This is a genomic window from Microbacterium sp. M1A1_1b, from assembly GCF_053345565.1.
Genome location: NZ_JBKFAJ010000003.1, coordinates 320,499 through 345,878, shown reverse-complemented (window position 1 = coordinate 345,878; position 25,380 = coordinate 320,499). Strand labels below are relative to the sequence as shown.

Annotated in this window: 28 protein-coding genes; 12 read left to right on the top strand and 16 right to left on the bottom strand. The window is 69.8% G+C overall.

Annotated features, from left to right (window positions below; genetic code table 11):
- Positions 1 to 34 precede the first annotated feature (34 nt).
- The 4 genes from ACLBWP_RS10215 (at position 35) to ACLBWP_RS10200 (ending at position 2,491) form a co-directional block, all read left to right on the top strand.
- A complete protein-coding gene (locus ACLBWP_RS10215; protein WP_447655087.1) occupies positions 35 to 802 on the top strand; it encodes a glycosyltransferase family 2 protein in 768 nt (255 codons plus the stop codon).
- Complete coding sequence (locus ACLBWP_RS10210) at positions 799 to 1,452, top strand: TIGR04282 family arsenosugar biosynthesis glycosyltransferase (protein ID WP_447655086.1); 654 nt, start codon at positions 799 to 801, stop codon at positions 1,450 to 1,452. The genes ACLBWP_RS10215 and ACLBWP_RS10210 overlap by 4 nt, the downstream gene beginning before the upstream one ends.
- Positions 1,449 to 2,117, top strand: a complete 669-nt coding sequence (locus ACLBWP_RS10205; RefSeq protein ID WP_243564138.1) for a methyltransferase domain-containing protein — start codon at positions 1,449 to 1,451, stop codon at positions 2,115 to 2,117. The genes ACLBWP_RS10210 and ACLBWP_RS10205 overlap by 4 nt, the downstream gene beginning before the upstream one ends.
- 128 nt (positions 2,118 to 2,245) lie before the next feature.
- Entirely contained in the window at positions 2,246 to 2,491 is a 246-nt protein-coding gene (locus ACLBWP_RS10200; RefSeq protein ID WP_447655085.1) for a hypothetical protein, read from the top strand.
- Positions 2,492 to 2,502: 11 nt separating this feature from the next.
- On the opposite strand, the gene ACLBWP_RS10195 is transcribed toward ACLBWP_RS10200, so the two are convergent.
- The 7 genes from ACLBWP_RS10195 to ACLBWP_RS10165 form a co-directional block, all read right to left on the bottom strand.
- Positions 2,503 to 3,099, bottom strand: a complete 597-nt coding sequence (locus ACLBWP_RS10195) for a contact-dependent growth inhibition system immunity protein (RefSeq protein ID WP_447655084.1) — start codon at positions 3,097 to 3,099, stop codon at positions 2,503 to 2,505.
- 72 nt (positions 3,100 to 3,171) lie between these two features.
- Complete coding sequence (locus ACLBWP_RS10190) at positions 3,172 to 3,498, bottom strand: contact-dependent growth inhibition system immunity protein (protein ID WP_243564135.1); 327 nt, start codon at positions 3,496 to 3,498, stop codon at positions 3,172 to 3,174.
- A 188-nt stretch (positions 3,499 to 3,686) separates the two neighbouring features.
- Entirely contained in the window at positions 3,687 to 4,175 is a 489-nt protein-coding gene (locus ACLBWP_RS10185; RefSeq protein ID WP_243564134.1) for a contact-dependent growth inhibition system immunity protein, read from the bottom strand.
- Between the two features lie 182 nt (positions 4,176 to 4,357).
- Complete coding sequence (locus ACLBWP_RS10180) at positions 4,358 to 4,687, bottom strand: hypothetical protein (protein WP_447655083.1); 330 nt, start codon at positions 4,685 to 4,687, stop codon at positions 4,358 to 4,360.
- The gene (locus tag ACLBWP_RS10175; RefSeq protein WP_447655082.1) at positions 4,684 to 6,474 is read right to left on the bottom strand and encodes an RNase A-like domain-containing protein; all 1,791 of its coding nucleotides are present in this window, start codon (positions 6,472 to 6,474) and stop codon (positions 4,684 to 4,686) included. The genes ACLBWP_RS10180 and ACLBWP_RS10175 overlap by 4 nt, the downstream gene beginning before the upstream one ends.
- On the bottom strand, positions 6,471 to 6,860 hold the full coding sequence (locus ACLBWP_RS10170; RefSeq protein WP_243564131.1) for a DUF6507 family protein: 390 nt from the start codon (positions 6,858 to 6,860) through the stop codon (positions 6,471 to 6,473). Before ACLBWP_RS10170 ends, ACLBWP_RS10175 begins: the two co-directional genes overlap by 4 nt.
- Positions 6,857 to 7,708, bottom strand: coding sequence for a DUF6177 family protein (locus ACLBWP_RS10165; RefSeq protein ID WP_447655081.1), 852 nt, complete (start codon positions 7,706 to 7,708; stop codon positions 6,857 to 6,859). The genes ACLBWP_RS10170 and ACLBWP_RS10165 overlap by 4 nt, the downstream gene beginning before the upstream one ends.
- Before the next feature lie 102 nt (positions 7,709 to 7,810).
- On the opposite strand from ACLBWP_RS10165, the gene pgm reads away from it, so the two are divergent.
- From pgm to ACLBWP_RS10150, 3 genes are all read left to right on the top strand, one after another.
- On the top strand, positions 7,811 to 9,430 hold the full coding sequence (gene pgm, locus ACLBWP_RS10160) for a phosphoglucomutase (alpha-D-glucose-1,6-bisphosphate-dependent) (protein WP_447655080.1): 1,620 nt from the start codon (positions 7,811 to 7,813) through the stop codon (positions 9,428 to 9,430).
- Between the two features lie 3 nt (positions 9,431 to 9,433).
- Positions 9,434 to 10,321 (top strand): hypothetical protein, encoded by an 888-nt coding sequence (locus ACLBWP_RS10155; protein ID WP_447655079.1) that lies wholly within the window; start codon positions 9,434 to 9,436, stop codon positions 10,319 to 10,321.
- A 265-nt stretch (positions 10,322 to 10,586) separates the two neighbouring features.
- Positions 10,587 to 13,043: a DHA2 family efflux MFS transporter permease subunit gene (locus ACLBWP_RS10150; protein ID WP_447655078.1), complete on the top strand. Its 2,457-nt coding sequence runs from the start codon at positions 10,587 to 10,589 to the stop codon at positions 13,041 to 13,043.
- A 91-nt stretch (positions 13,044 to 13,134) separates the two neighbouring features.
- Here the strand turns inward: ACLBWP_RS10150 and ACLBWP_RS10145 are convergent, their stop codons facing one another.
- Together ACLBWP_RS10145 and ACLBWP_RS10140 are read right to left on the bottom strand one after the other, a co-directional pair.
- Positions 13,135 to 13,632: a hypothetical protein gene (locus ACLBWP_RS10145; protein WP_447655077.1), complete on the bottom strand. Its 498-nt coding sequence runs from the start codon at positions 13,630 to 13,632 to the stop codon at positions 13,135 to 13,137.
- A 41-nt stretch (positions 13,633 to 13,673) separates the two neighbouring features.
- Complete coding sequence (locus ACLBWP_RS10140; RefSeq protein ID WP_447655076.1) at positions 13,674 to 15,044, bottom strand: hypothetical protein; 1,371 nt, start codon at positions 15,042 to 15,044, stop codon at positions 13,674 to 13,676.
- A 71-nt stretch (positions 15,045 to 15,115) separates the two neighbouring features.
- Between ACLBWP_RS10140 and ACLBWP_RS10135 the strand changes: the two genes are divergently transcribed.
- Entirely contained in the window at positions 15,116 to 15,400 is a 285-nt protein-coding gene (locus tag ACLBWP_RS10135) for a GNAT family N-acetyltransferase (RefSeq protein WP_447655075.1), read from the top strand.
- A 5-nt stretch (positions 15,401 to 15,405) separates the two neighbouring features.
- Here the strand turns inward: ACLBWP_RS10135 and ACLBWP_RS10130 are convergent, their stop codons facing one another.
- The 6 genes from ACLBWP_RS10130 to ACLBWP_RS10105 all read right to left on the bottom strand — a co-directional run bounded on the left by ACLBWP_RS10130 (position 15,406) and on the right by ACLBWP_RS10105 (position 21,475).
- A complete protein-coding gene (locus ACLBWP_RS10130) occupies positions 15,406 to 15,741 on the bottom strand; it encodes a hypothetical protein (protein WP_447655074.1) in 336 nt (111 codons plus the stop codon).
- A 220-nt stretch (positions 15,742 to 15,961) separates the two neighbouring features.
- On the bottom strand, positions 15,962 to 17,011 hold the full coding sequence (locus tag ACLBWP_RS10125) for a lipoate--protein ligase family protein (RefSeq protein WP_447655073.1): 1,050 nt from the start codon (positions 17,009 to 17,011) through the stop codon (positions 15,962 to 15,964).
- A gap of 96 nt (positions 17,012 to 17,107) precedes the next feature.
- Entirely contained in the window at positions 17,108 to 17,602 is a 495-nt protein-coding gene (locus tag ACLBWP_RS10120; RefSeq protein ID WP_447655072.1) for a GNAT family N-acetyltransferase, read from the bottom strand.
- Entirely contained in the window at positions 17,599 to 18,897 is a 1,299-nt protein-coding gene (locus tag ACLBWP_RS10115) for an MFS transporter (protein WP_243564120.1), read from the bottom strand. The genes ACLBWP_RS10120 and ACLBWP_RS10115 overlap by 4 nt, the downstream gene beginning before the upstream one ends.
- On the bottom strand, positions 18,887 to 19,909 hold the full coding sequence (locus ACLBWP_RS10110) for a cytochrome P450 (RefSeq protein WP_447655071.1): 1,023 nt from the start codon (positions 19,907 to 19,909) through the stop codon (positions 18,887 to 18,889). Before ACLBWP_RS10110 ends, ACLBWP_RS10115 begins: the two co-directional genes overlap by 11 nt.
- A 696-nt stretch (positions 19,910 to 20,605) precedes the next feature.
- Positions 20,606 to 21,475, bottom strand: coding sequence for an alpha/beta fold hydrolase (locus ACLBWP_RS10105; RefSeq protein ID WP_447655070.1), 870 nt, complete (start codon positions 21,473 to 21,475; stop codon positions 20,606 to 20,608).
- 79 nt (positions 21,476 to 21,554) lie between these two features.
- Between ACLBWP_RS10105 and ACLBWP_RS10100 the strand changes: the two genes are divergently transcribed.
- The 3 genes from ACLBWP_RS10100 to ACLBWP_RS10090 are packed head-to-tail and all read left to right on the top strand — an operon-like array spanning position 21,555 to position 23,952.
- Positions 21,555 to 22,700, top strand: coding sequence for an anion permease (locus tag ACLBWP_RS10100; protein ID WP_447655069.1), 1,146 nt, complete (start codon positions 21,555 to 21,557; stop codon positions 22,698 to 22,700).
- An 11-nt stretch (positions 22,701 to 22,711) separates the two neighbouring features.
- On the top strand, positions 22,712 to 22,984 hold the full coding sequence (locus ACLBWP_RS10095) for a hypothetical protein (protein ID WP_447655068.1): 273 nt from the start codon (positions 22,712 to 22,714) through the stop codon (positions 22,982 to 22,984).
- A 38-nt stretch (positions 22,985 to 23,022) separates the two neighbouring features.
- Positions 23,023 to 23,952 (top strand): acetamidase/formamidase family protein, encoded by a 930-nt coding sequence (locus ACLBWP_RS10090; protein WP_447655067.1) that lies wholly within the window; start codon positions 23,023 to 23,025, stop codon positions 23,950 to 23,952.
- A gap of 96 nt (positions 23,953 to 24,048) precedes the next feature.
- On the opposite strand, the gene ACLBWP_RS10085 is transcribed toward ACLBWP_RS10090, so the two are convergent.
- Positions 24,049 to 24,801 (bottom strand): SDR family NAD(P)-dependent oxidoreductase, encoded by a 753-nt coding sequence (locus ACLBWP_RS10085; protein WP_243564114.1) that lies wholly within the window; start codon positions 24,799 to 24,801, stop codon positions 24,049 to 24,051.
- Between the two features lie 124 nt (positions 24,802 to 24,925).
- On the opposite strand from ACLBWP_RS10085, the gene ACLBWP_RS10080 reads away from it, so the two are divergent.
- Positions 24,926 to 25,375 carry a MarR family winged helix-turn-helix transcriptional regulator gene (locus ACLBWP_RS10080; RefSeq protein ID WP_447655066.1) on the top strand — a complete coding sequence of 150 codons (450 nt, stop codon included), beginning with the start codon at positions 24,926 to 24,928 and terminating at the stop codon, positions 25,373 to 25,375.
- The last annotated feature ends 5 nt before the right edge of the window (positions 25,376 to 25,380 follow it).

The window sequence follows — 25,380 nt, the reverse complement described above, 5'->3', positions numbered from 1 at the left end:
CCGTCGAAACGACCGACCGCACCGAATGGTCGGCATGAACGTCGACGTGATCCTGCCGTGCCTGGACGAGGCGGACGCCCTGCCGAAGGTGATCGGCCGCCTGCCCGAGGGGTACCGCGCGATCGTCGTCGACAACGGCTCGACGGACGGGTCCGCTGACGTGGCCCGCGCACACGGCGCCCTCGTGGTGACCGAGACCCGTCGCGGGTTCGGCTCGGCCTGCGCCGCCGGTGTCGCTGCTGCCACCGCCGAGTACGTGGCCTTCTGTGACGCCGACGCCTCGATGGACCCCGCCGAGCTCCCCCCGCTCGTCGCCCGCGTCGCGTCCGGGTCGGTCGATCTGGCGCTCGGTCGCCGCGTCCCCACGACCCCCGCTGCCTGGGCACCCCACGCCCGCTTCGCGAACCGCGTGCTCGCGGTCCTGATGCGCCGCGCGACCGGCTACCGGCTGCGCGACCTCGGACCCATGCGCGTGATGCGCCGTGCGGACCTGGTCGCGCTCGACCTGCAGGACCGCCGCAGCGGCTATCCGCTCGAGATGGTGCTGGCCGCGCACGCCGCCGGGTGGCGCGTCGACGAGTCGGACATCGGCTACGAGCAGCGCATCGGCGACAGCAAGGTGACCGGCACGCTGCGCGGCACGATCAACGCGGTGCGCGACATGTCGCGGCTGTTGCGGCAGTACCGGCGCCAGGCGCGGGTGCGGACGGTCGCGCCGGCTGCGGCTGAACAGACCACGGCTGCTCCGGCTGCGGTGGCGACTCCCGCTCCGGCTCCGGCTCCTGAAGGGACGAACGCATGAGCGCCGTCGTCGACGTCACGGTGGTCGTGATCGCCAAGGAGTGCCTGCCCGGCAAGGTCAAGACCCGTCTGGCACCGGCCATCACCGCCGAGGGTGCCGCCCGGGTCGCTGCCGCCAGCCTCGACGACACCCTGCGCACCGTGCAGGCCCTGCCCGTCGCGCGCCGCGTGCTGTTCTTCGACGGCCAGGTCACACCCGACGCTGCCGAGGGCTTCGAGGTGCTGCACCAGCCCGACGGCGGCCTGGACGAACGTCTGGGCTTCCTGTTCGACACGATGACCGGTCCCACGCTGCTGGTCGGCATGGACACCCCGCAGCTGTCCGCCGCTGACCTCGCCCCGGTCCTCGACGATGCCGAGCGGGACGCCTGGTTCGGCCCGGCCGAGGACGGCGGCTTCTGGTCGCTGTACCTGCGCGGGCCCGACGGGTCGTTGATCCGCGGCGTGCCGATGTCCCAGGACGACACCGGCGCCGACCAGCGCGCTCGCCTGGTCGACGCCGGACTCGACGTCGGCACGCTGCCCACCCTGCTCGACGTCGACCTGATCGACGACGCCCACCGTGTCGCGGCACTCGTCCCCGGTTCGGCGTTCGCCGCAGCCCTGGCCGCATGCCCGACCGACACCCTCACCGCCGGAGGTACCCGATGACCGACACCACCCAGGCACCGGTCACGTTCGGCACCGGCGGCGACGAGCCGTACGCCCGCGCACTCCGCTCGGACGGCCGGCTCCGGCTCACCGACCCCGACCGTCCGGACGTCGCGATCACCATGGACGTCAGCCGGTGGAGTGCCGCTGCCGACCGGGTGGACCGTTCGTTGCTCGACGGCGTGGACGGCCCCGTGATCGACATCGGCTGCGGCCCCGGGCGCATGCTCGTCGCCGCCCGATCGCTCGGCATCCCGTCGCTCGGTGTCGACGTCTCCGCCGAGGCCGTGGCCATCGCCCAGCGCTCCGGCGGTCGTGCCGTGCAGGGCTCGGTGTTCGAGACCGTGCCGGAAGAGGGACGTTGGGACACCGCGCTCGTCCTCGACGGCAACATCGGCATCGGCGGCGATCCCGTGGCACTGCTGGCGCGCTGCCGTCAGATCGTCCGCGAAGGCGGTCGTGTCGTCGTCGAGACCCACGTCGAGGCCGACGCCGACCGGGCGTACCAGGCCCGCGTGGTGGACGCCGACGGCCACACGAGCGCCGAGTTCCCGTGGGCCGAGGTCGGGCTGGACGCACTGCGTCGGCACGCGGTCGTCGCCGGACTCGAACCCCGCGCGAGCTGGACGGCTGCCGGTCGGAGCTTCTGCGAGCTCGTCGCGTAGCTGGCCTGAGGATCATGGTTGTTTTGCAGAATGCAAGACAAGCACGTACGGTGGACGGACCAGTCGACGGCGCTCGGGGCGTCGGACTGGCGTCACCGGCGATCGACTCCACCACCCGAGGAGTTCCCATGACGACCACCACCACCCCCTTCGGCGGCAGCTTCGTCTCCGCGACCACCGCTCGTGACGAGCTCGGCACGTACAGCAGCACGGCGGCTCCCGCGTCGGTCGGCACCTACACCGGCGTGCCGATGACCGGCCGGCTCGGTCGCTTCGTCGACGCCCAGTTCCGCCGCGGCGGCTCCGTGACCGCGTCGAACCGCACCGTCACGGGCTCGTTCCGCACGGCGACCGGGTCGTTCCGCACCGCCTGAGCCGATCCCGGTCAGGCGGCGGCGAGCTCTTGCTCGAGGCGGTCTGCCACCTGCCGCAGCCATGCGCGGTCGTCCAAGCCGTCGTCCTCGGGCACGTAGTTGCAGTCCAGCTCGACCAAACGGCCGCCGAGCGACGCTGCGTCGGGCAGCGCCTGGTCGAGGTCCCGCACGTCCGACAGCAACGCCTGCTGCTCGTCGGGCGAGCTGATCGCCAGGCAGTGCTCGAGCGCGTCGGGCGCCCCGTACGGCGCGTCCGCCCAGTCCTGGTGGAAGTAGGCACCGACGAAGTCGTCGAACGCCGCGAAGTTCGTCGCGGTGATGCTGGCCGGCGCGGGGTACGCCGTCAGGACGGTGTAGCCCGACGGCCGGTCCGGTGCCGCGGTCAGGACCACCCGGACGGCGTCGAGGTCCTGGATCGTCCCGAACGGCATGCCGCGCCCCGTGACCCCACCGGGAACGGCGTAGATCCGGAGGGGCTTCGGGCAGTCCTCGGCGACCCAGGCTCGGATGCGCAGGTGGTTGGCGTCGAGAGCGTGCGCGACGATCCGGTTCGCCTCGTCGGTCCCGCCAGTGAAGACCGACGTACCGGTCCTGACGCTGTGGCTCATGCGTGCTCCTTCATCGTTGCGATCACGGTCTCCGGTGGCGTACTGATTGGTGGTCGCTCTGCGGAGCGGTCATCATCCGCGCTCCAATCGCGCGACGAGCGCGTCCAACCACTGCTTCGGCGCCATTCCGGTGTCCCTCGTCGGCGAGAACCCCGTGCCGACATGTCGCAGGTACCGCTCGACCACGTCGTCGTCAGCAAGTGTCGTCTGCAGGATCTTCGCCTGTTCGAAGTACTCCAGACGGGACTCGTGGCACAGGTCGTCGAAGGCATCGACGTACACAGCTTCCACGTCGGGGTAGTCGAGGTCCCAGTCGTAGTTGAAGAACGCAGCGAGCAGGTTGTACATCCCCGGCGTCCGACCATCGAGTTCTCCGAAGGACTGTTCATCGTCAAGCATCTTGTACCCTGCGTCGGGAGTCGACATCAGAGCGAGAACCGAGGGTTGTAGCGTCATTCTCCAAGAGCGTCACGCGAGGCCTCACTTGGCGAACGCCTCGCGTGGGTAGCTGGTCAGGACTCGGTACGGCGGATTTCCGGCGGCGTCGTACGACGAGACGATCAACGTCGGCGACAGGTGCGATGTCGTCATTGCTCCATCGACTTCCGGATCCTGCGGACCAGAGCGCGCGGCCACTCGGCGAGGGACACGCCGAGATCCTCGCTGGGCGCGAGTCCGGAACCGACGAAGTTCAGGAACTCCTGAACTTCAGTTTCAGACGTCAGCTCCCGTTCGAGTAGCTGCGCCTCGCGGATGTACTCGACTCGCGCGTCGGCATCGAGGTCGTCGAACACAGATGCGTAGGCGGCTTCAGCATCCTCGTAGTCCAGGTCCCAGTCGTAGTTGAACACGGCTGCGAGCAGGTTTCGGAGATGAGGAATCTTCGCGATCAGTGCGCGTCGTTCGAGGTCGTTCACTCCCCCCACCGTCGCTTTCGGATAACTGGTGATGACACGGTAAGGCGGCTCGCCGCCCGGAATCCAGCGAAGCACAACGTTGAAGTCTGCGGCCAGGGAATCGTCGATGTGCGGTGCGAGACGTCGGATTTCACGGAGACGTTCCGAGGACGTCGTCATCTGACCCGCGCCCTCAGGAAGGGCATGCGCCATCGACTTCCCACGTCCGCAGCACTTCTCCGTTCGATCACGAGCCGCACACCTTCAAGTCTCCGCGCCGTGGTCCTGGAGTTGTTGGCCCCACTCCACCGGGGCGGGGCCGACCTCCAGTCGGTCGTCGGTCAGGGGGATCTGTTGTGGGTTCATCCCGACAAGTCCTCCAGGCGCCCGATCAGTGCGTCCAGCCAGCTCTTCGGCGTCAGCCCGAAGTCCAACTGCGGCACGAGGCCTGTGTGAACGTAACTGAGGAAACCAGCGACTGCATCATCGTCACGAAGGTGCTCCTGGAGCACTGTGGCCTGTTCGAGATACTCCTTGCGTTCTGCTTCCGAGATCCCGGAGAAGGCGTCGTCGTAGACCGACTCAGCCGTGGGGTGGTCGAGCATCCAGTCGTAGTTGAAGGACGCGGCCAACAGGCTCCGGATCAGCGGAACCCGACGGACGAGTTCTCGGTAGTCGTGACTCCGCGTCATCCCATCTCCCCGATCGGGTACGACGTCAGGACGAAGTACGGAGGCTGCCGAGATGGATCGTACTTGAGCACCGTGTGCACCACGGTGCTGTCGCTCATCGGCGGTACCCGTGATGGGTTGAAGCTGCGCCCGACCACGCGATCAGCGGGCCAGTCGAAGTCTTCGGTGAGCTTCTTCCCGGGATCGGACTCCATCTTGCTGAGCCACCGTTGAACGGCGTCGTGGTTGGAATCCAGGCTGTTCGCGACAAGTCGGTCGAGCTCAGATGGGGAGACGGTGTAGCTGCTGTTCGGCCTCTCCCGGTCGAAACGGTCGGCGATCCAGTCGTCGAGCTGCTGCCCGTGCAGGTCGGTCCGGACGTGCCGCTCCAGCGTGTGCCCGCCCGCTGCTTCTGCGGCAGCCAGGCCACCGGCATCGGTGAACGGCTTCGACTCGATGCCGTGGGGCAACGACGCCTCGTCGTGCGGCCTGAGCAGGTCCGGGTGCTCGTCGACGAACTGCGCCATCTCGCCGCGCAGCAACTGGTCGAACGAACCATCCCCCGTTCCCAGACCCGGCGCGAAGTCGTCGCTGCCCGCGTAGTCCCGGTACGTCCGGTCGACCAGGTCGTGCAGCGCGTCGACGCTCTCCTTCGACGCTCCGTTCTCGACCCAGGCTCGAACGTCGCGGCTCAGTCCGTGCAGGCCGAGCTTGCCCAGCCCTTCAGCCAGCTCGGTCGCCTTCGCGGTGTCCTTCGCCAGTCCACCAGGGCCCGCAGCTCCGAGCCCGATCCCCATAGCAGCAGCGCCAGCGGCGGCTCCCGGATGTGCCTGCGCCTCGGACCACCAGTCCCCGAACGCCTTGCCAGCGGCGTCGTGCGCCTTCGCCGCGTCGCCCTTCGGGTCGAGCGCCGCATCGAGCCACGCGTACGGCGACAGGAACAGCCCGATGGTGGCAGCGCCGTCGACGACACCGCCCCACGTCGACCCGAGGGTGTCGGTCGACCAAGCACCCTGGTTGTCGAACCCGAGCATGTGGATGCCGCTCTCGAGCGAGTTGAGCAGCTCGTTCGTCGCACCTTCGGAGAACTGCTCGCCGCAGGTCTTGCCGTCCGCCGTGCCGACCGAGCTCCATGGCAACTCGACGCCACGTGCGTTGAGGTCGTTCTCGGTCGGGGCGACGTACGCACCCCGCAGACTCGCTCCGGACGCCTTCTTGATCGCGGTTGCACAGTCGGCCTGCGCTTGCTCGAGCAGTGCGACCTGCTCGTTGATCCGCCGGATGATGTCGTCGTTCTCGTGCTTGGTGACGATGTCCTCGTACCAGGGCACGGTCGTCTTCTCTGGCGGAGCGTCGGAGCGGGTCGCGCCGTAGGCGTTCCACGAGCCGTCGACCTGCGGCGCGGTCGTGGTCGCGTACGGCGAGGTCGCCTTCGGCACGCCGCCGCGCACACGGGCCACGAACGCCGCGGCCTCGACGCGCAGGTCGTCCAGCTGCTTCTTCGGCCCGGCCGCGTCGGAGGCGTACGTGTCGAGCGCCTTGGCGACGCCGCGGGCAGCGGTGCCGATCGTGTGGGTGTCGTCGACGACGGGGTCCATCAGCGTGAGGACCTGGCCGGATTCAGGCGCCTCGTACACGGCGCCGAGCGCTTGCCACTTGCCGGGGATCTCGTCGGCGACGGTCCGCATCGCGTCGCCGCCGCCCGAGATCGTCGTCGCCGCGGCGGAGACGGTCGTCAGGTCGAGCTCGGCGCCAGGGATGCCCTGGGGATCGACGAGTCCGTGGTCACCGATCGGCACGCCGCTCACCGGTTCGCCCCCGGAGCCAGCGTCGAGCCGTCGGTCGAGGCGTTCTGGACCAACAGCGAGATGTCGTGGGTCTCGTGGGCCGTGGTGCCGACGCGCTGGAAGTCCGCCGCCATCTCGAGGTCGCCCTGGACGTAGGCGTTGACCGCCCCACGGACGCCCTGCACCCCGCCGACGAGCCGGTACGTCACCTGGTCGACGTCGTCGCTGACCTGGTCGACGAAGGCACCGAGCGCTTCGTTCACGACGGCTCCGGCGCCGCCCGACGCGTCGGCCACCCCGGTCTGCACCGACTGCAGGGCTGCGGCGGTGCCGTCGAGCGACGTCTGCATGCCGTCGAGCACCGTCTGCACCCCGGACGGGTCGACCTTCCAGCTCCCCGTGCTCATCGAACCTCCCCCGTTCGCATCCCATCGTCTCGCGACGACGACACCCGGTGCAAGTCCGTCGTGCGGACGCCACGTGCCAGGTCCGCCGCCGCCAGCCACCGATCCGGCTCGTCGCCGTCGAACCAGAACAGCGCCCCCGGTGCACGGACCGGACCCACGGGCGTCCCGCCCAGCTGGTCGATCCGCCCGCTCAGACCCCGGCTGCGCACGGCGCGAGCGCCCGCGAACACGGCCAGCGGCGTCGTCGGCCCACGCAGGACCGGTTCCGTCACCCCGTCCAGGCGACCACGGCTGGTCGAGAACAGTCCGGACTGCGGGTGGCGACCCTGACTGACGGCCAGGAGGCCCGCCTGCAGTCGGTCCCGCACCGCGCCACGGTCGTCGATCGCGACCACCACGCGCAGCGTCTCGAAGACGGAGCGCGGCCCGCGCTCCACGATCAGCAGGCCGCCGACGGTGTCGTCCGGACTGCCGACGACGAACGTCGAGGACCCGGGCGAGCGGCGTTCGGCGAGCGCGGTCAGCGCCGACGGGGACATCGGCTCGGCGCCCTCATGCAGGGCGTGGGTCACGGTGCGGTCGAACGCCGCCAGGAACCGGGCCGTCGTCGTCCCGAGCACCAGGCGCGGCGACGGGGCGTGCTCGATCGTCAGGTCGACGTGCAGCAGGTCACCGACGGCGTCCGATGCGGGTACGGCACCGGAGGGCCGCCAGCGCCAGCCGTGCTCGGCCAACAGGTGCGTGGCCGCCCAGGACAGGACCGCTCCGGGGGCGGTCTCGACCACGCTCGTCGTGTCTCGGCGCACGCGGGCGACGAACGCGGCGTCCGCACGCACGACCTGCCCCATGGTCTCCCCCGACCCGCGGTGCCCTCCACCGCTCGCGCCGAGCCTACCGAGGGCCGCCGTCATCCTCGAACGCCCCGGAGGTCGTGGTGCCAGGATGGACGCATGAACGACCGCGCCGGCACCCCAGCGACCGCAGACGACCTCGTCGACCTCGACGAGTTGATCGCCGCCTACTACGACCGCGTGCCGGACGTCTCGGTGCCCGAGCAGAAGGTCGTGTTCGGCACCTCCGGACACCGCGGCTCCTCGCTCGACTCGGCGTTCAACGACACCCACATCGCCGCCATCACGCAGGCGATCGTCGAGTACCGCCAGTCGCAGGGCACCGACGGGCCGCTCTTCATCGGCCGTGACACCCACGCGCTGTCCGGCCCCGCCGAGCGCACCGCGCTCGAGGTCCTGGCCGCCAACGGCGTGCACGTGCTGGCAGACAGCGACAACGGGTACGTCCCGACCCCGGCGCTCAGCCACGCGATCATCCGCTACAACCGCGCCGGCAACCCCGACACTGCGGACGGCATCGTCATCACGCCCAGCCACAACCCGCCGCGCGACGGTGGCTTCAAGTACAACCCGCCGCACGGCGGCCCGGCCGACAGTGACGCCACGTCGTGGATCGCGAACCGTGCGAACGCGATCATCGAGGGCGGCAACGCCGAGGTCCAGCGCACGGAGCACGCCACTCCCGACCGCTACGACTTCCTGCACACCTACGTCGCCGACCTCGAGAACATCATCGACATCGCCGCGATCAAGCGTGCGGGCGTGAAGATCGGCGCCGACCCGCTCGGTGGTGCGTCACTGCCGTACTGGAACGCGATCCGCGACCACTACGAGCTCGACCTGACCGTGGTGAACCCCGACGTCGACCCGACCTGGTCGTTCATGACGCTCGACTGGGACGGCAAGATCCGGATGGACCCGTCGAGCCCCTCGGCGATGGCCTCGGTCCTGGCGCACAAGGACGACTTCGACGTGCTGACCGGCAACGACGCCGACTCGGACCGCCACGGCATCGTCACCCCCGACGGCGGGCTGATGAACCCGAACCACTACCTGGCCGTCGCGATCGAGTACCTGTACGCGCACCGTCCGGCCTGGCGCGACGACGCCGCGATCGGCAAGACGCTGGTGTCGTCGAGCATCATCGACCGCGTGGCCGAGTCGCTCGGCCGTCGCCTGTGGGAGGTCCCGGTCGGCTTCAAGTGGTTCGTGCCCGGCCTGATCGACGGCTCGGTGGCGTTCGGCGGCGAGGAGTCGGCCGGTGCGTCGTTCCTGCGCACGGACGGCACCGCGTGGACGACCGATAAGGACGGCATCATCCTGGCGCTGCTGGCGTCAGAGATCGTCGCGGTCACCGGCAAGACCCCGTCGAAGCTGTACGACGAGCTCACCGAGCGCTTCGGCGCACCGGTCTACCAGCGCGTCGACGCCGCGGCCTCGAAGGACCAGAAGGCCCGTCTGTCCAAGCTCGACGGTGACGCGATCACCGCCACGACGCTGGCGGGCGACCCGATCACGGCCAAGCTGTCGAAGGCACCGGGCAACGACGCGGCCGTTGGTGGCGTCAAGGTCGTCACGGACAGGGCCTGGTTCGCAGCACGACCGTCCGGCACCGAGGACGTCTACAAGATCTACGCCGAGAGCTTCGTGTCGCAGGAGCACCTGGAGCAGGTGCAGCGCGAGGCCAAGGAGATCGTCGACGCCGCACTCGGCGCCTGAGCCATGGGGCTGTTCGGACGGAAGCAGCGCGCTGCGCCGCCGCTGGTGGACCTCGCGCACCGCATCCTCGCCGAGCGCGGGGTGGAGACGTCCGTCGAGGGCGACCCGGCGGACCCGGCGACCGTCCGTCTCGTCGCGCAGGACGGCCAGGTGTACCTGCTCGAGAACCTGGCGGCACAGCTGCGCGGCGAGACGCCCGATCGACAGATCGCGATCGCCGAGGAGCACTTCGACCGGATGCTGCTCGCGCAGCGGGAGCCCGCCGCCGAGGCACTGTCGGCGGACGATCTGCGTGACCGGATCCGCGTCCGGCTGCTCGCGGACGACAGTGCGGACCCCACCGACCTGGCCTACGCGCGACCGTTCGCGCCGGGCCTCGTCCTGGCACTGTGCCTCGACAACCCGACGACGGTGACCACCCTGTCGGCGAGCACACTGCCGAAGCTCGCGCTCGGGGTGGACGAGCTGTTCGCGATCGGTCAGCTCCGCACCGACAGCGAGCCCGTCGACGATCGCTCCGAGATCGCTCCCGGCGTGCACGTCGTCGAGGGTGAGTCGCTCTTCACCGCGTCGAAGGCCGCGAACCTCCCGGCGCTGTTCGGCGCCGCACCGTACGGCACGGTGTTCGCGGTCCCGAACCGTCATCTGCTGATCGCGGCTCCGATCTCCGGACCGGAGAGCCTCGCCGCCGTGCAGAGCCTGGCGGGGGTGTTCGCGCAGCTCATCAGCAGCGACGCACACCACCCCGGCGGGCTGGTGTCACCGCACCTCCTCTTCTCGCGGGACGGCACGGTGAGCGTCGTCTCGGCCTTCGACGACGAAACCGGCGACCTGCGCATCGAGGTCGACGAGCGCTTCCGAGCGGCACTCGACCAGGCCGCAGCCGCCTGACGGACCGGCACCGTGCCTCCAGGCCGTCTGGAGGCCCGGCTCGGCTCCCGACGCCGGCCGGCGTCGGTCTGCGGCCGGCGCGGGCCTGGCGGCGTACGGTGGCCCGATCGGCGTCGGTGACCGTCTGCCGATCGTTCCGGCGTGGATCCCTGCCGATCCACACAGGAAGGCGTCTCGTGTGGACGCTCGGCTTGCGGCAGATGTAACTTTGCAGACAGCGCAAAAATCGTTCGACTGCGCTCTCGTACCCGGGAGACCGAAGACCATGACCCAGACGGCGACCGCACCCGCGGCACCCACCACGGCGTCCAACGTCGTGATGAACCACCGACAGATCCTGCTCGTGATCTACGGCCTGATGGCCGGCATGTTCCTCGGTGCCCTCGACCAGACGATCGTCGGCACCGCGATCCGCACGATCGGTGACGACCTGCACGGCCTCGACCAGCAGGCCTGGGTCACGACGGCGTACCTGATCGCATCGACGATCACCACGCCGATCTACGGCAAGCTCTCCGACATCTTCGGCCGCCGCCCGCTGTTCCTGACCGCGATCGGCATCTTCATCATCGGGTCGTTCCTGGCGTCGTTCTCCAGCTCGATGCTCATGCTCGCCGGGTTCCGCGCGCTGCAGGGCCTGGGCGCCGGTGGTCTGATGTCGCTGCCGCTCGCGATCATGGGCGACATGCTCGCCCCGCGTGAGCGTGCCAAGTACCAGGGATACTTCCTGGCCGTGTTCGGCATCTCGAGCGTCATCGGCCCGCTGGTCGGTGGCCTGTTCGCCGGTGCGAACCAGATCCTGTTCGTGGCCGGCTGGCGCTGGGTGTTCCTGATCAACGTGCCCGTCGGCATCATCGCGCTCGCGATGGTCCTGACCTTCCTGCACCTGCCGAAGTTCGGTGACCGCGGCAAGCCCCGCATCGACTGGTGGGGTGCCTCGCTGGTCATCGTCACCCTCGTCCCGCTGCTGCTGATCGCCGAGCAGGGCCGCGAGTGGGGCTGGGACTCCCCCGGTGCCATCGCCTGCTACCTGGTGGGCGCGCTCGGCCTGGTCGGCTTCATCATCGTCGAACGGGCGATGGGCGACGACGCGATCCTGCCGCTCAAGCTGTTCGGCTCGGGCGTCTTCTCGATGGCCGCGATCCTGTCCGTCCTGGTCGGCTTCGGCATGTTCGGCGCAATGCTGACCATCCCGCTGTACCTGCAGATCGTCAAGGGTGTGACCCCGACCGAGTCCGGCTTCGCCATGTTGCCGATGGTGCTCGGGTTGATGATCTCGTCGATCGCATCGGGTCAGATCATCTCGCGCACCGGCAAGTACCGGCTGTTCCCGGTGACCGGCACCGCCTTCACAGCCATCGGCTTCACGGTGCTCACGTTCCTGACGGCCGACCGCCCGCTGTGGTTCCTGATGACGGGCATGTTCTTGATCGGCCTCGGCCTGGGGCAGCTCATGCAGACGCTGACGCTGGCCGCGCAGGGCTCGGTCTCGCCCCGGGACATCGGTGTCGCCACGAGTGCGGCGACGTTCTTCCGGCAGATCGGCGGCACGATGGGCACCGCGGTGCTGCTGTCGGTGCTGTTCACCCTGATGCCGACGAACATCACGACGGCCATGCAGAACAAGTCCGACCTGTCGAGCGCCCTCAACGCGGCCCTGACACCGTCGGTCGCCAGCGCGTCCGACAACAAGGGCGTCATGGACAAGATCTGGACGAAGATCGTCGACCCGGTCAAGCAGAACGTGCAGTCCGGGCTCGACAAGGGCACGGCGGCTGCCAAGCAGGCAGCGGACCAGGCCGTCACCCAGAAGGTGACCGCGGCCGTCCAGGCCCAGGTCGCCGCGGGGACCGTGCCCGCAGCCGCCGAGCAGACGATCATCGACCAGCAGGTCGCCGACGCCACTCCCGCGGCTGAACGGCAGGCCCTGGCCACCGCAGCCGGCAAGGCGAACGCCGAGGTCGTCGACGGCAAGCTCCAGATCGACTACTCGAACGCCTCGCAGCGCAAGAACGTCGTCGACGAGGTCGCCCCGACCCTGATCAAGCAGCTCAAGAGCGGCAACTCTGCGGCCAGCTCCTCGTCGAACTCGGCGACGAGCGACACGTCGTTCCTGAACGGTGCCGACAAGCGCCTGACCCGCCCGTTCCTGGTCGGCTTCAGCGCCTCGACGGTCACGGTGTACTTCGTCGGACTGGGCGTCATCCTGATCGCCTTCATCCTGACGTGGTTCTTCCGCGTCCCCGCTCTGCGGAAGACCTCCGCACTGCAGGAGCAGGCCGACACGGCTCGCGCCGCCGCCAGCGGTGGTGCCGACGGTGACGACCACGACCGTCTGACCGTCGACGCCCAGGGCTCGGCGGCGAACACGGGCTCGCTCGTGTCGCCGGACACCGGGTCGATGCACGTCGTCCCGACCTCGCCCGACGTGCCGGCACAGCCGCGGTCCGCCCGGTCCACCGAGACACCCCACGTGTCGGTGCTGCCGGACGACACCCGCGCACCGCTGCCCGACGCGCCCACGCACGGCGCCCACTCGGCAGCAGCACCGATCGACGAACCGCCGACCACCACGGGTGCCATCCGCGCCCACCGCGCGGCGCACGCCGCAGTGGCGGACCGGCCGGACCAGACGTCGACCGGAACCGACGCTGCCCAGGCGAGCGGGGCCTCCCGTCTCGACGAGAGCGGCCACACGCACGGCCGTCACTCGGCCGAGTAGCCGCACCCGTTCCACCCACGACGAAGCCGCTGTCAGCAGACAGCGGCTTCGTCGTCGTGTGCACCATTCCGGTGCGGCGTCGGGTGTCCCGTCAGGAACGCTCCTGCTTCCGAAGCTGCGCGTAGTCGCCCGCCGCACAGGCCGACGTCCCGGTCACCGTGTCGCCGCCGCCCAGGTCCGACGAGCGGAAGCCGATGTTCGCGATGGCTGTCCCCCGGCCGTCGAGCCCCACGTACGACTCGTCGTCGGTCGCGAACCGGGTCGTCTCGAGGCCCTCGGAGCGCCACAGGTGCTCGAGGGTCGCGATGTCCCGGGCAGCGTCACCCCGCCCCGATCGAGCGGCGATGACCGTGTAGTTGACGCCTGCCCCGTCCCCGTGCTCGTCCTTGCAGGTGCCGAGCCTGGGCCCCACCTGCGTGGTCCACGTCCCACCCAGTGCAGTGGTCGTGTCGTCCACGAGCCGCTGGATGCTGCGCTTCGCGTCGTCGGGCTGTCGTGTGGGTCGGGCCTGCATCTGTCCTCCTGAACATCCGGCCGCAGCGCCGACGACCACGATCGTCACGACTGCGAGCGGGATCCGGTGGTGCATGCCTAGCATCCTGGCAGACACGTCCGGCGCAGACCCGGAGGTCAGCCGAGTGCGCTCGGATCGGCGGGAGCGCCACCCGTCACCGCGCACGTGACCTGCACGATCGAGGCGGTGCCGTCGTCGTCGGGCACCCCACCCGCGACGACCGTCACGGGGTCACCGGCGTGCAGTTCGGCGCTCACGACCAGGTCGTGCGGGTCCTCGAGCGGCCCGTCGCTGTCGTCGACCAGGAACTGGACGGAGGCGTCGGTGCAGTCCGCCTCCGGGTGCAGCACCCAGCCGACGCAGCCGGAGGCGTCACAGCCCTCGGGCCACTCGCTGTCCGCGATCGGGTCGTCGCTCTCGCCGGTGACCAGCCGGTGCGGCAACGCCGTGGCGCACGTGGTGGCCTCGATGCCGCTGTAGTCCTCGTCGCCGGGTTCGGCGATGTACAGCGGCCGGTCCTTCGACACCTGGACCGTGCGGCGCACCGTGCGGGTGTCGTCGCCGGTCAGGGTGTCCGCGAAACCGATGGTCACCTCGAGGTTGCAGGTCTTGGTACTCGTGACCTGCCAGGTCCAGCAGCCCCCGTCGCCCGGGGTCGTGCCACACGTGTCGTCCCAGGCGTCGTCGTCCTCGGTCACGGTGACGGTGCCATCGTCAGAGGTGAAGGGCGCCGCGGTGTCCGGGGCGTCGCCACCGGCCCCGTCCTGCATCCCACGGGCGATCGTCTGGCCGGTGTCCAGCGCGCGGACCGCGACGGGGGCGACCCCCGCGCCGGCCCCGACGACGAGTGCGACCGCAGCCAGCACCACGGTGACGCCGGTCGCGGTCCGGGAGGCGCGCAGGAAGCCCGCCGCCGACACGGGGCGTGCCGAGCGGACTGCGGGCGCCTCGAGCGGGGCCGCGGTCTCGACACCCCACGCGGCGGCCGTCCACGCCGCGACCGCCTGGTCGGCACCCAGGTCCGGTCGCGCGGCACGGGCGTGCTCGAGCACGGCGCCGGGCCGTCGCGCCGCCGACTCGGCAGCCAGGGCACGTTCGGTCGTCGCCGCCAGGTCCCACCACCGCACGCACGGCACCACCCAGAGCGCAGCACCGAGCGCGAGCGGCACGAGCGCGAACACCGCGGGGGCATCCGATGCCGTCAGCACGACGGCCAGGACGATGCCGAGCGCGAGCAGCCCGACGCCGACACCGCCGACGGCAGCCAGGCGCCGAGCGGCGGCGGGCATCGCCGCACGGAACGCGCGGCGGTCGGCCTGCCAGAACCGCCAGCCTGCGGGGGCTGTCGGGACACCGGGCACGGGAGTCCACTGCGGGCCCGGGACGGCGAGCTGGTGGAGCGCCACCCACTCGGCCGAGGGTGTCGGCCACCCGGGCGGAGTGCGGAACCGGAACGGCGGGGTCTGGGCATCGTGCTGCTGCGTCACGGAGTGACTGTAACGGGACGTCCAGCGGGTGCACAGGCCCTTCTTCGGGGCCCGGGCGTAGCGTCGCCGGCATGGCACTCGACGTCCGGAACGACACCGATCAGCAGCAGTACTCCCTCGTCGACGACGGCCAGGTGATCGGCTTCGCGGCGTACGAGACCGACGGTGACGAGATCCGCTTCGTGCACACCGAGGTCGACCCGGCGCACCGCGGTGGCGGACACGCGTCGATCCTGGTCCAGCACGCCCTCGACGACGTCCGGTCGGGTTCGTCCTTGCGTGTCGTCCCGCAGTGCAGCTACGTCGCAGCGTGGATCGAGCGGCACCCGGACTACCAGGAGCTCACCACGCGCTGATGCGCTCAGTACGAGCGGTCGTGCGTGCCCGGGCGGGCTTCGTGCCGTCCGGTCCGCGCGCTGCGGACCGCCGGCACCCGGATCAGCACCGAGCCGCTCAACAGGTCGTGGTCGTGCTCGCTCGGAGTCGGTGCTTCGCGAGGCAGGCGCGACTGCCGTTCGTACTCGGCCTGCGTCTCGTGCCGGGTCGGGGCGAAGACCTCGTCCATCATCGTGCCGATGCCGCCGGATCCCCCGCTGCTGGTCGACTTGTTCGACAGGTCGATCCACCCCGCGCGATCGGCGATCCACGTCACGACGACTGCTGCAGCCATCGCCCCCAGGAGGATCAACCAGTTCACGCGATCGAGGCTACGTCGGCCGGGGGGACGGGACATCCGCCGCGCGGGTGATTCTCACGATCCACCGGGCTGCTTCATCGGGATGACATGCACACTGGAGGCTCGGCGGCCGGGATCCCCCCTCTCTCGGCCGCCGACCTCCTGCGGAAGCCGCCGACCCACGCCGGGATCCCCACAGCACCCACCACACGGCTCGGCCGCCGGCCCACAGTCGCTCGGCTCAGGGCACGCGCTCGAGCCACTCCTTCGTCGCGAACTTCGACGCCACGAGTTCCTGCGCCCGCGCCCGCTCGTCGGCGGTGACCGCACCCGGCGTCGCCTTGTACCGCGCCGTGAACGTGGCGATGAGCGAGTCGATGATCGCCGCCCGCGACAACCCGGTCTGCGACCGCAGCGGATCGACCCGCTTCGCCGCCGAGGTGGTCCCCTTGTCGCTCATCTTCTCGCGGCCGATGCGCAGCACCTGCACCATCTTCTCGCCGTCCATGTCGTAGCTCATGGTCGCGTGGTGCAGCAGCGCACCGGTACCCAGGCGCTTCTGTGCGGCACCGCCGATCTTGCCCTTGGCCGAGGTGATGTCGTTGAGCGGCTGGTAGTACGCGTCGATGCCCAGGGACTTCAGCGCCTCGATCACCCACTCGTCCAGGAACGCGTACGAGTCGGCGAAGGTCATGCCCTGCACCAGGTCGGTCGGCACGTACAGCGAGTACGAGATGATCGCGCCGGCGTCCATGAACATCGCCCCGCCGCCCGAGATCCGCCGGACAACCTGCACGCCGTACTTCGCGGCACCTTCGGGGTCGACCTCGTTCTTGAGCGACTGGAACGACCCGATGACGACCGCGGGCTCGTCCCACTCCCAGATGCGCAGGGTCGGGCGGCGGCGTCCGGCCCCCACTTCCTCGGTCAGCACCTGGTCGAGCGCAAGGTGCTCGTTCGGGCTGATCGCCCCCTCGTGGATGACCTCCCAGTCGTGGTCGAGCCACGTCGACGCCCGCGACAGCGCCCGTCGCACCGCGACCCCGACGGACTCGGGCGTGAAGCCGAGCAGCACGGCGTCGGCGGGCAGCGCCGCCCGGACGGCGGCCGCGATGCCGGCGGCGTCGGTGGTGGCCGGCAGCCCCTCGACCGCGGCGTCGATCAGCGGCAGCGCGTCGTCCGGTTCGAGGAAGAAGTCCCCCGCCAGACGGAACTGCCGGATGGTGTCGTCCTCGACCTGCAGGTCGACGACGACGAGCTTGCCACCCGGGACCTTGTACTCACCATGCACGTCGCAAGCCTATTCCTGCGGTCGCCACCACATCGCGAAACCGGAGGCGCGGATCACGCGCGCCGACCGGCTCGCCTGATCTGGGCCTCCAGTCCGTCAGCCCGGCAGCTGCTTCGCCATGTACTCCGCACGCTCGCGGACGACGTGCGTCTGGTCCGCGTCGTCGACGTAGGTGTACTCGTACTCCTCGACGTCGCCGGTGGGGACGTACCCGAGCCGGCGGTACAGACGGCGCGCTCCGTCGTTGTCGTCGCTGACCCCGACGCGGATCGCACCGGCCGGCAGCGCGAGGTGCTCAGCCGCCCGGAGGAGCATCGTCCCGACGCCACGACCACGCATGTCCTCATCGACGCGCAGGTTCCGCGCTTCCGGCACGGGCTCGCGGGTCACCTCGACCGAGCCGACCGGCACGGCACCGTTCCAGGCGACGAGGACCACCAGCTCCCCCGCTTCCTGCTGTGCGGCGGCGGCGCGCACGTAGTTGCGGGTCGGCGGCTCTCGCGCGGCGACGAGTTCGATGTCCTCGGGTCGGAGCTGGCGCACCCGCGCGGACGCCCCCTCGACCAGATCGCTCGTGACGTCATCGCTCATCGGGTCATCTCCTCTCGGGACCATTGGCCGTCGTCCGATTGCCACGCTCTCTGGATGGACATGCAGAGGATCATCGCCGTGGCCGCCACGAGCACCCAGGCAAGCAACGCCGGTGCTGTCCCCCAGGTATCCGTGAGGAGGCCACCACCGACAGCGGCGACCGGAATCACGCCGATCGTGACGACGCGGGAGGCGGCCGTGACCCTCGCCACCGCAGCGAGGTGCACTTCTCTGGCGGCCAGAGTCGCAGCCGCGATCCCGAGGATCGTGATGGTCGCGCTCCACCCCACATCGTGCGCAATCAAGAGCGGGACAGCCCATCCCGGAGCGAGAGAAGCGACGAGTGGCAGAACAGCAAACGCCAGCTGCGCCACCGAGGTCGACATGAAGATCTGACTCGATGACCACCTGTTGAGCACTGCCGGGGCGACGAGGGCCGCGCACAAGGCTGTTGCCGCCCCCACCGATGACAATGCTCCGTACACGACCGGGGACAGCTGCAGGACCTGGAGGACGAGCACGACCAAGACGGTGTCACCCATCCCGAGGCCAGCGTTCGTGGCGGCCAACAGGATGACGACGCAGCGAAGACGTCGATTCAGCCAGATGATCCTGAAGCCCAGAAACACCTCGGACAGCCTCGCCGATGTCCGTGCCTGCGCATGCTCTTGCGTCTGCGCAGGAATGACTGCACGGTCGGTCGATCGCGATGGGCTCGATGTGCTGAGCACCAGCGCGGTTCCCACAGCGCAGACCAACGACGACATGGCCGCTACCAGCAAGGGAAGCCCCAAGCCGCGCGCGAGAAAGAATCCCACCAGCGCCGGAACTGCCAGCGACGCCACTTTGTCCGTCGCCTCCATGAAAGCAATCAGCCGCGTCATCGTGGAGCCTGCCCGCGACAGCTCCCGAGCAGCAATCAGTTGACCGAGCTCCGACACCACCCCGAAGCACGCCACAGCCGCGACGAACAGGATGGTGGCGATCCCGTCGAAGCCGACCACCGCGAAGACCAGCCCGGCGGCCAGCCCCAGGGCGAGCTTCGCCGACATCGCAACCGGCAGGACCCACCGGAACCCGACGCGGTCGAGCAGCAGCGACGTCGGCACCGCAATCACGACGACGACGGTCGACTCGACAGCGTTCAGGACTCCGAGTTCCGTCGCCGCCATCCCTCCGAGGACTGCCAGCACGGTGATCGTGTCGGCCAGTACACGTGAGCCCACCGCGTCGGTCAGGTTGTGAGCGATCAGCAGACGCCCTGGCGAGCGGGTCACCACCCCGTCAGACGCCATGACCAGCTGTCCGCCTGATGACGAAGGTCCCTTTCGGAGGGATGGCCAGAGTGCCAACGATCATCTTGGATCCGCGACGGGGTCGCCACGAGACTTCGAAGTCGGCTGTAAGGGGGATGAGGAAGTCCTGAAGACAGTCGAGCGCTGCCCGCTGAGCAGGACAGCTCCGTGTGCCAAGGCCGAAAGTCAGATCACGCTTCCCGGCACCCTCGCCGAATCGACTCGGGCGGAAGTCATCCGGCAGGTGGAAGGCCTTCGGGTCCCGGTTCGCTGCGAACAGGTTCAACAGGAGCTCGTCACCCTGCTCGACTCGAACACCGCCGACTGTCATCCCCTTCGTGACGTCTCGGCTCAACCGGCAAGCGGGCGAGCGGAGGCGCAGGGATTCGCGAACGTAGTCGCGGACCGGAACGCCGGGAAAACGTGCCACACCTCGGTCGGATTGATCCATGAGAAGCCACTCCATCGCGCTCCCGGTGAACCCCACTGTTGAGAGCACGAGTCGAAAGAACACCTCCGCGGCCTCCTCGAGCGTTTCGGTCACTGAAAGCGCAATGTCCAAGTAGTCCCGGCACGGGGTGGACATCTCAGTCCCGACGAGTTCCTTCTCCAGAGCGCGCCGGAGCGGCACTAGATGACGATAATGACTTCGAGGACGATGCTGGACATCATCAGGGATGATCGATTGCTGCACATACGCATGTGCAAGGTCGCCGATCGACCGGGATCTCCCTCGACATATCTGACGACGAAAGTACTCGAACACGAGGGTCTGACCGATCCCACGACTCGGAAGCCTCGTGCCGACCTTCCGGGAGAGGATCGAACGGGCGAGGTGGGGACGCTCGCTACTGGACTCGTGCAGCAGACGACGAAGTTCCGCCGATGCAGAGCGCACCGCCGCCTGCGGGAGCGAGCGTTGCCCGATCCGGAAGAAACCCGAGTCGAATGCAGTCTTCGATGCAGAATCGATCAACGCATCACGAACGGATTCCTCTGAGGCGAGGATCACGCAACCTGACGATACCCGACGGTCCCCGCGCCATGAGCTGAGCACATGAGGGTTGACCAATCGAGTCTCCAACCAACGCCGCACGACGTGCCTTTCTCGAAGTATGTCGACCCGAGCGGAAGATCCGCTCGGGTCGACACGAGGATCACAGTCCGCCGTACTGATTGCGGTACTTGAATCGACCAAAGGATCGCGCCATCGCAGAACGCACCGAGTTCTTCAGGATTGCCATGTGATCACCCCCTTTCGCGTGATGCAAAAGAAGTTAGCACGATCGGGATGAGGCGGAATAGCTGGCAAATGTTATTCTTTTTCCAGCCACGGACCGCGCCCCGAGCACGAGACAAGACACCAGGCGAGGCTCGACGTGTTGGCACCGGTCGGAGTCGATGTCTGCGCGGCTCATCCGGGCGATGGCCACCGGTCCAGCCTGTCGGTCAGGTGACCGGTGACTTCGTCGCCGTTCTTCGCGCTGTGGACCGCGCGCTGGGCGCTCTGGTGCCCGCCCTGAGCACGTGCCGCTGGGTGGCCTGGCACGCATCGGACTGGAGGCGCGTGGCGGCGCCGCCATGCGCCTCCAGTCCGGTCCATGGTCACCGCCGGTCGCGTTCCGTCACACGTCGCGGCCCGGGGCGTGCGCGCGGCGGATGACGAACCATCCGAGGGTGACCGCGGTGGCCGTCTGGTCCGGCACGGTCAACGACCGACGACCCGACCGAGCCACGTCACCAGGTCGGCCACGACCTCGTCGCGGTTGGTCTCGTTGTAGATCTCGTGCCGGGCACCCTCGTACACGTGGACGGTCACGTCGCTCAGCCCGCCGCGACCCCGGTAGGCCTTCGCGAGCCGTTCGACCGAGCGCGGGCCGCCCAGGCTGTCCTCGGAGCCGACCTGCAGCAGCATCGGGACGTCGTGCTCGATGTGCCGTCGCGGGACGCCGAGCAGCCGCAGGGCGTCGACCACGCCGAACAGCTTGACGACGTTCGCGTCGACCACGAGCGGGTCGGCGGCCATCGCGTCGACGATCGCCCGGTCGCGGCTGAGCCACTCGAACCGGGTCGGGCCGAGCGCTGCGTGCCGGCGGTTCAGGTCGCCGCTGTTCATCGTGCCGGGCAGGCGGTACGCGGTGGCAGACAGGACCACCCCGTCGTAGGCACGGCTGGTCGTGTTGACGATCCGCTGCGCCATCAGCGATCCCAGCGAGTGTCCGAGCAGCACCAGCGGCACACCGGGGGTGTCCTGCCGGGCGATGCGCGAGGTCTGCTCGACGGCGGCGATCGCGGCACGCAATCCGCCGGGGCCCAGCCGGCCGAGCTTGGCGTGGTCGCCGTCCCACTGGGCCAGGCCGGTGCGCCCGTGCCCGCGGTGGTCGTTCGCGACGACCGTGTACCCGGCACGGGCCAGGTCCTGCGCCAGCCGCTCGTACCGCAGGGCGTACTCGCCGACGCCGTGGGCGATCTGCACGACGCCCTTGGGCCGGCCCGCACGCCAGGTCGAGTACACGATCTCGATCCCGTGCGGATCGACGAACGACGCGTCGCCGCGGGCAGCTGAGTAGGTCGGCACGTGAGCATCTTGGCAGACCCGCGCACCTGTTCACCCTGCGTTCACCCGGCCGCTCACGCCCGGGCCTAGCGTCACCGCCATGGACGTCCTCGTCATCGTCGTGCTCGTGATCGTGGTGGCCCTCGTGTTCGACTTCACGAACGGGTTCCACGACACCGCCAACGCCATGGCCACGTCGGTCGCAACCGGGGCGCTCAAGCCCCGGACCGCCGTGCTCATCTCCGCCGTCCTGAACCTGGTCGGCGCGTTCCTGTCCACCGAGGTCGCCAAGACCGTCTCGCAGGGCATCATCCGCGAGGGCCAGGACGGCATCCACATCAGCCCGACGATGATCTTCGCCGGACTGGTCGGGGCCGTGCTGTGGAACCTCGCCACCTGGTACTTCGGCCTGCCGTCGTCGTCCACCCACGCCCTGTTCGGCGGGCTGATCGGTGCGTCGATCATCGGCGCCGGGCTGAACTCCGTCGACTGGGCGACCGTCGTGTCGAAGGTCGTGCTGCCGGCACTGCTGTCGCCGGTGATCGCGGGCGTGATCGCCCTGGTCGCGACGTTCATCGCCTACCGGCTCACGAAGAACGCGACGACCCACGGTGCCGCCACGGGCTTCCGGCACGGCCAGACGATCTCCGCCTCGCTCGTGTCGCTCGCGCACGGCACCAACGACTCGCAGAAGACGATGGGGGTCATCACGCTGACCCTCATCACCGCGAACTACCAGGACGCCGGCACCGGCCCGGCGCTCTGGGTGATCCTGGCCTGTGGGCTCGCGATCGCCCTCGGCACGTACATGGGCGGCTGGCGCATCATGCAGACCGTCGGCAAGAAGATCTCCGACGTGCAGTCCCCGCAGGGCTTCGCGGCCGAGACCAGCTCCGCGGCGACGATCCTGGTGTCGTCGCACCTGGGCTTCGCGCTCTCGACCACCCACGTCACCAGTGGCTCGGTCGTCGGCTCCGGCCTCGGCAAGAAGCTCGCCGACGTGCACTGGGGCGTCGTCGGCCGCATCGTGATCGCCTGGGTGATCACGCTCCCCGCCGCCGCACTGGTCGGCGGTCTGGCCACGTGGCTGGCCTCGACCTCGGTGATCGGGCTCGTGCTCGTCGCGGTCCTGGCACTCGCAGCCGGCCTGACGTTCTACGCCCTGGCCAAGCGCAAGCCGATCTCGGCCGCCGACATCCACGAGGGCACCACGGAGCGCGAGCCCGTGGCCGCCACGAAGAACTGAGAGGCACGACGATGACCATCGACTTCGGGGCCATCGGCACGGTGGCGGGCGTCGGCTTCGTGGCCGCCGTCGGCGTGGTGCTGCTCTACACGCTCGGTCTGCGCTTCCTGAGCACCGGACAGCCCGCCGACGCCGGCGGCGAGCGCACCCAGTACTCGGAGGAGACCCCGCGCTCCGGCACGACGCCGCTCGGAGCGATGGCCGCCGCGGTCCTCTGCTTCGCGCTGTGCGCCGCTGCGGTGCTGTACGGGATCTGGCTGACGATCCCGCAGTTCCACCAGTAGCGGGACCCGCTGGGTCACCCGCCTGACAGGATCGACGGGTGACCCACCACAGGATCGATGCCTCGTCCGACACCGTCGCCGACGTGTTCGACGCGGAGCGCGCGCCCGTGCTCCGCGTCGGACCGGGTGACACCGTGACCGTCCGGACGCTGAACGCCGCCGGCTACACCGAGCGGTTGGCCGAGGCCGGTGCCGAGGCGCCGACGCTCATCCCCTCGCGACGCGGCCACTGCCTGGTCGGGCCGATCGCCGTGACCGGTGCCCGGCCCGGGCAGGTGCTCGCCGTCCGCTTCGACGACCTGGTGCCGGACGACTGGGGCTACACGGCGTCCGGCGGCGTGGACAGCCCGGTCACCCGGGCGCTCGGGCTGACGGACCCGGCGTCGCGCGGACCGCTGCTGTGGGAGGTCGACGCTGCCGCCGGGACCGCACGCAACCAGCTCGGGCTGGGCGTCCGCACGGCGCCGTTCCTCGGCGTGGTCGGGCTGCCGCCCGAACCCTCGGGCGAGCACTCGACGATCCCGCCGCGGCCGGTCGGCGGCGGCAACATCGACTGCCGCGAGCTCGTCGCCGGCGCGACGCTGTACCTGCCCGTCACCGTGCCCGACGCGCTGCTGTCGGTCGGGGACGGCCACGCGGCCCAGGGCGACGGCGAGGTCTCGGGCACCGCGGTCGAGTGCGGGATGACCACGACGATGACGCTCGCGCTGCTGGACTCGGCCCCCGTCGCCGGCATCCACGCCGACACTCCGGCCGGGCGGATCACGTTCGGGTTCGACGCCGACCTGAACACCGCCACGACGACCGCGCTCGACGCCGTGGTCGACTGGATCGCCGGTGAGCACGACATCACCCGCGCCGAGGCCCTGGCGATGGCCAGCGTGGCGGTCAGCATGCGGGTGACCCAGGTGGCGAACCGCACGTGGGGCGTGCACGCGCTGCTGCCCCACGACGCGATCAGCCGGTGAGACGACCCGGCGACGCAACCGGCGGACGGACAGGAGGCCCTGCGCACGTCCCCGACGTCGGGGACGTGCGCAGGGCCCCCTGTCCGGACCCCCGCGTCAGTGGGCGGAGTAGCCGCCGTCCACCAGGTGGTAGCTACCCGAGATGAACGAGGCCTTGTCGCTCAGCAGGAACAGGACGAGCGCCGCGACCTCGGCGTCGGTGCCCAGTCGGCCGGCCGCGTGCTCGGACTCGAGCGCCGACAGCGCATCGGCCGACAGCGACGAACGGACCAGCGGGGTGTCGATGAAGCCCGGGCCGACGGCGTTCGTGCGGACGCCCTGCGACGTGTACTCGAGCGCCGCGACCTTGGTCAGACCGACCAGCGCGTGCTTCGATGCCACGTAGGCGGCGTTCTGCGCGAGGCCGACCGAGCCGAGGACGCTCGACATGTTGACGATCGCCCCACCACCGGCGGCCAGCATCGCGGGGATCTCGTAGCGCATGCCGTAGAAGACGCCGTCCAGGTCGACCGACCGCACGCGGTCCCACGCGGCGATGTCGTACTCGCCGATCGGCTGGGGTGCAGCGCCGATGCCGGCGTTGTTCACGGCGAGGTGCAGTGCGCCGTAGGTGTCGACCGCGAACCGGACCATGCGCTCGTCGTCGGCGGCGACGGCCGAGTTCGCCTCGAACGCGACCGCAGTGCCGCCCGCTCCCTCGATCGACGCGACGACGCGCTGGGCGCCGTCGAGCTTGATGTCGGTGACGACGACCTTCGCGCCCGCTGCTGCGAGCTCCTTCGCGATGGCTTCGCCGATGCCGCTGCCGCCACCGGTGACGATGGCGACCTTGCCCTCGAACTCGGACATTGTGTGCTTCTCTCTGCTCAGCTGTGGACAACACCTGTTGCCTATGCGGGGAACGATACTCCTCCACTCGGCATTCCGACCCCAACCAGTTCGTTCGCTGAACTAATGAGGTAGGCTAACGACCGTGACGACGATCAGCACCCCTGCGACCAGCGCGCCGCACCCGTCGCTCAGCACGGATCTGCGCGTCGCGGTGAACCGGCTCTCGCGCACCCTGCGTGCACAGAAGGCCGACTCGAGCGTCAGCGACGCGATGTTCTCGGCCCTCGCTCGACTGCACCGCGACGGACCGATGACCCTCGCCGACCTCAGCCGCGGCGACGGCGTGACACCCCCGTCCATGACCAAGACGGTCGCGGCGCTCATCGACCGCGGTCTGGTGTCCAAGGGCGACCACGGCGACGACCGCCGCAAGGTGCTCATCGGCGCGACACCGGCCGGGGCCGACTTCGTCGTCGAGACCCGCCGACGCCGCGACGACTGGCTGTCGCCGAAGCTCGCCGTGCTCACCCCCGCCGAACGCCGCGTCCTGACCGACGCCACCGACATCATGAGGAGGCTGGCCCACCAGTGACGGCC

Excerpts from the sequence above, each read along its gene's own strand:
- ACLBWP_RS10210 (WP_447655086.1), top strand. The coding sequence starts at position 799 with ATGAGCGCCGTCGTCGACGTCACGGTGGTCGTGATCGCCAAGGAGTGC.
- ACLBWP_RS10085 (WP_243564114.1), bottom strand. The coding sequence starts at position 24,801 with ATGTCCGAGTTCGAGGGCAAGGTCGCCATCGTCACCGGTGGCGGCAGC.
- ACLBWP_RS10205 (WP_243564138.1), top strand. The coding sequence starts at position 1,449 with ATGACCGACACCACCCAGGCACCGGTCACGTTCGGCACCGGCGGCGAC.
- ACLBWP_RS10215 (WP_447655087.1), top strand. The coding sequence starts at position 35 with ATGAACGTCGACGTGATCCTGCCGTGCCTGGACGAGGCGGACGCCCTG.
- ACLBWP_RS10115 (WP_243564120.1), bottom strand. The coding sequence starts at position 18,897 with ATGGCGTCTGACGGGGTGGTGACCCGCTCGCCAGGGCGTCTGCTGATC.
- ACLBWP_RS10185 (WP_243564134.1), bottom strand. The coding sequence starts at position 4,175 with ATGACGACGTCCTCGGAACGTCTCCGTGAAATCCGACGTCTCGCACCG.
- ACLBWP_RS10170 (WP_243564131.1), bottom strand. The coding sequence starts at position 6,860 with ATGAGCACGGGGAGCTGGAAGGTCGACCCGTCCGGGGTGCAGACGGTG.
- ACLBWP_RS10165 (WP_447655081.1), bottom strand. The coding sequence starts at position 7,708 with ATGGGGCAGGTCGTGCGTGCGGACGCCGCGTTCGTCGCCCGCGTGCGC.
- ACLBWP_RS10145 (WP_447655077.1), bottom strand. The coding sequence starts at position 13,632 with ATGCACCACCGGATCCCGCTCGCAGTCGTGACGATCGTGGTCGTCGGC.
- ACLBWP_RS10190 (WP_243564135.1), bottom strand. The coding sequence starts at position 3,498 with ATGCTTGACGATGAACAGTCCTTCGGAGAACTCGATGGTCGGACGCCG.
- ACLBWP_RS10155 (WP_447655079.1), top strand. The coding sequence starts at position 9,434 with ATGGGGCTGTTCGGACGGAAGCAGCGCGCTGCGCCGCCGCTGGTGGAC.
- ACLBWP_RS10195 (WP_447655084.1), bottom strand. The coding sequence starts at position 3,099 with ATGAGCCACAGCGTCAGGACCGGTACGTCGGTCTTCACTGGCGGGACC.
- ACLBWP_RS10180 (WP_447655083.1), bottom strand. The coding sequence starts at position 4,687 with ATGACGCGGAGTCACGACTACCGAGAACTCGTCCGTCGGGTTCCGCTG.
- ACLBWP_RS10095 (WP_447655068.1), top strand. The coding sequence starts at position 22,712 with ATGACCATCGACTTCGGGGCCATCGGCACGGTGGCGGGCGTCGGCTTC.
- ACLBWP_RS10100 (WP_447655069.1), top strand. The coding sequence starts at position 21,555 with ATGGACGTCCTCGTCATCGTCGTGCTCGTGATCGTGGTGGCCCTCGTG.
- ACLBWP_RS10135 (WP_447655075.1), top strand. The coding sequence starts at position 15,116 with ATGGCACTCGACGTCCGGAACGACACCGATCAGCAGCAGTACTCCCTC.
- ACLBWP_RS10200 (WP_447655085.1), top strand. The coding sequence starts at position 2,246 with ATGACGACCACCACCACCCCCTTCGGCGGCAGCTTCGTCTCCGCGACC.
- ACLBWP_RS10120 (WP_447655072.1), bottom strand. The coding sequence starts at position 17,602 with ATGAGCGATGACGTCACGAGCGATCTGGTCGAGGGGGCGTCCGCGCGG.
- ACLBWP_RS10150 (WP_447655078.1), top strand. The coding sequence starts at position 10,587 with ATGACCCAGACGGCGACCGCACCCGCGGCACCCACCACGGCGTCCAAC.
- pgm (WP_447655080.1), top strand. The coding sequence starts at position 7,811 with ATGAACGACCGCGCCGGCACCCCAGCGACCGCAGACGACCTCGTCGAC.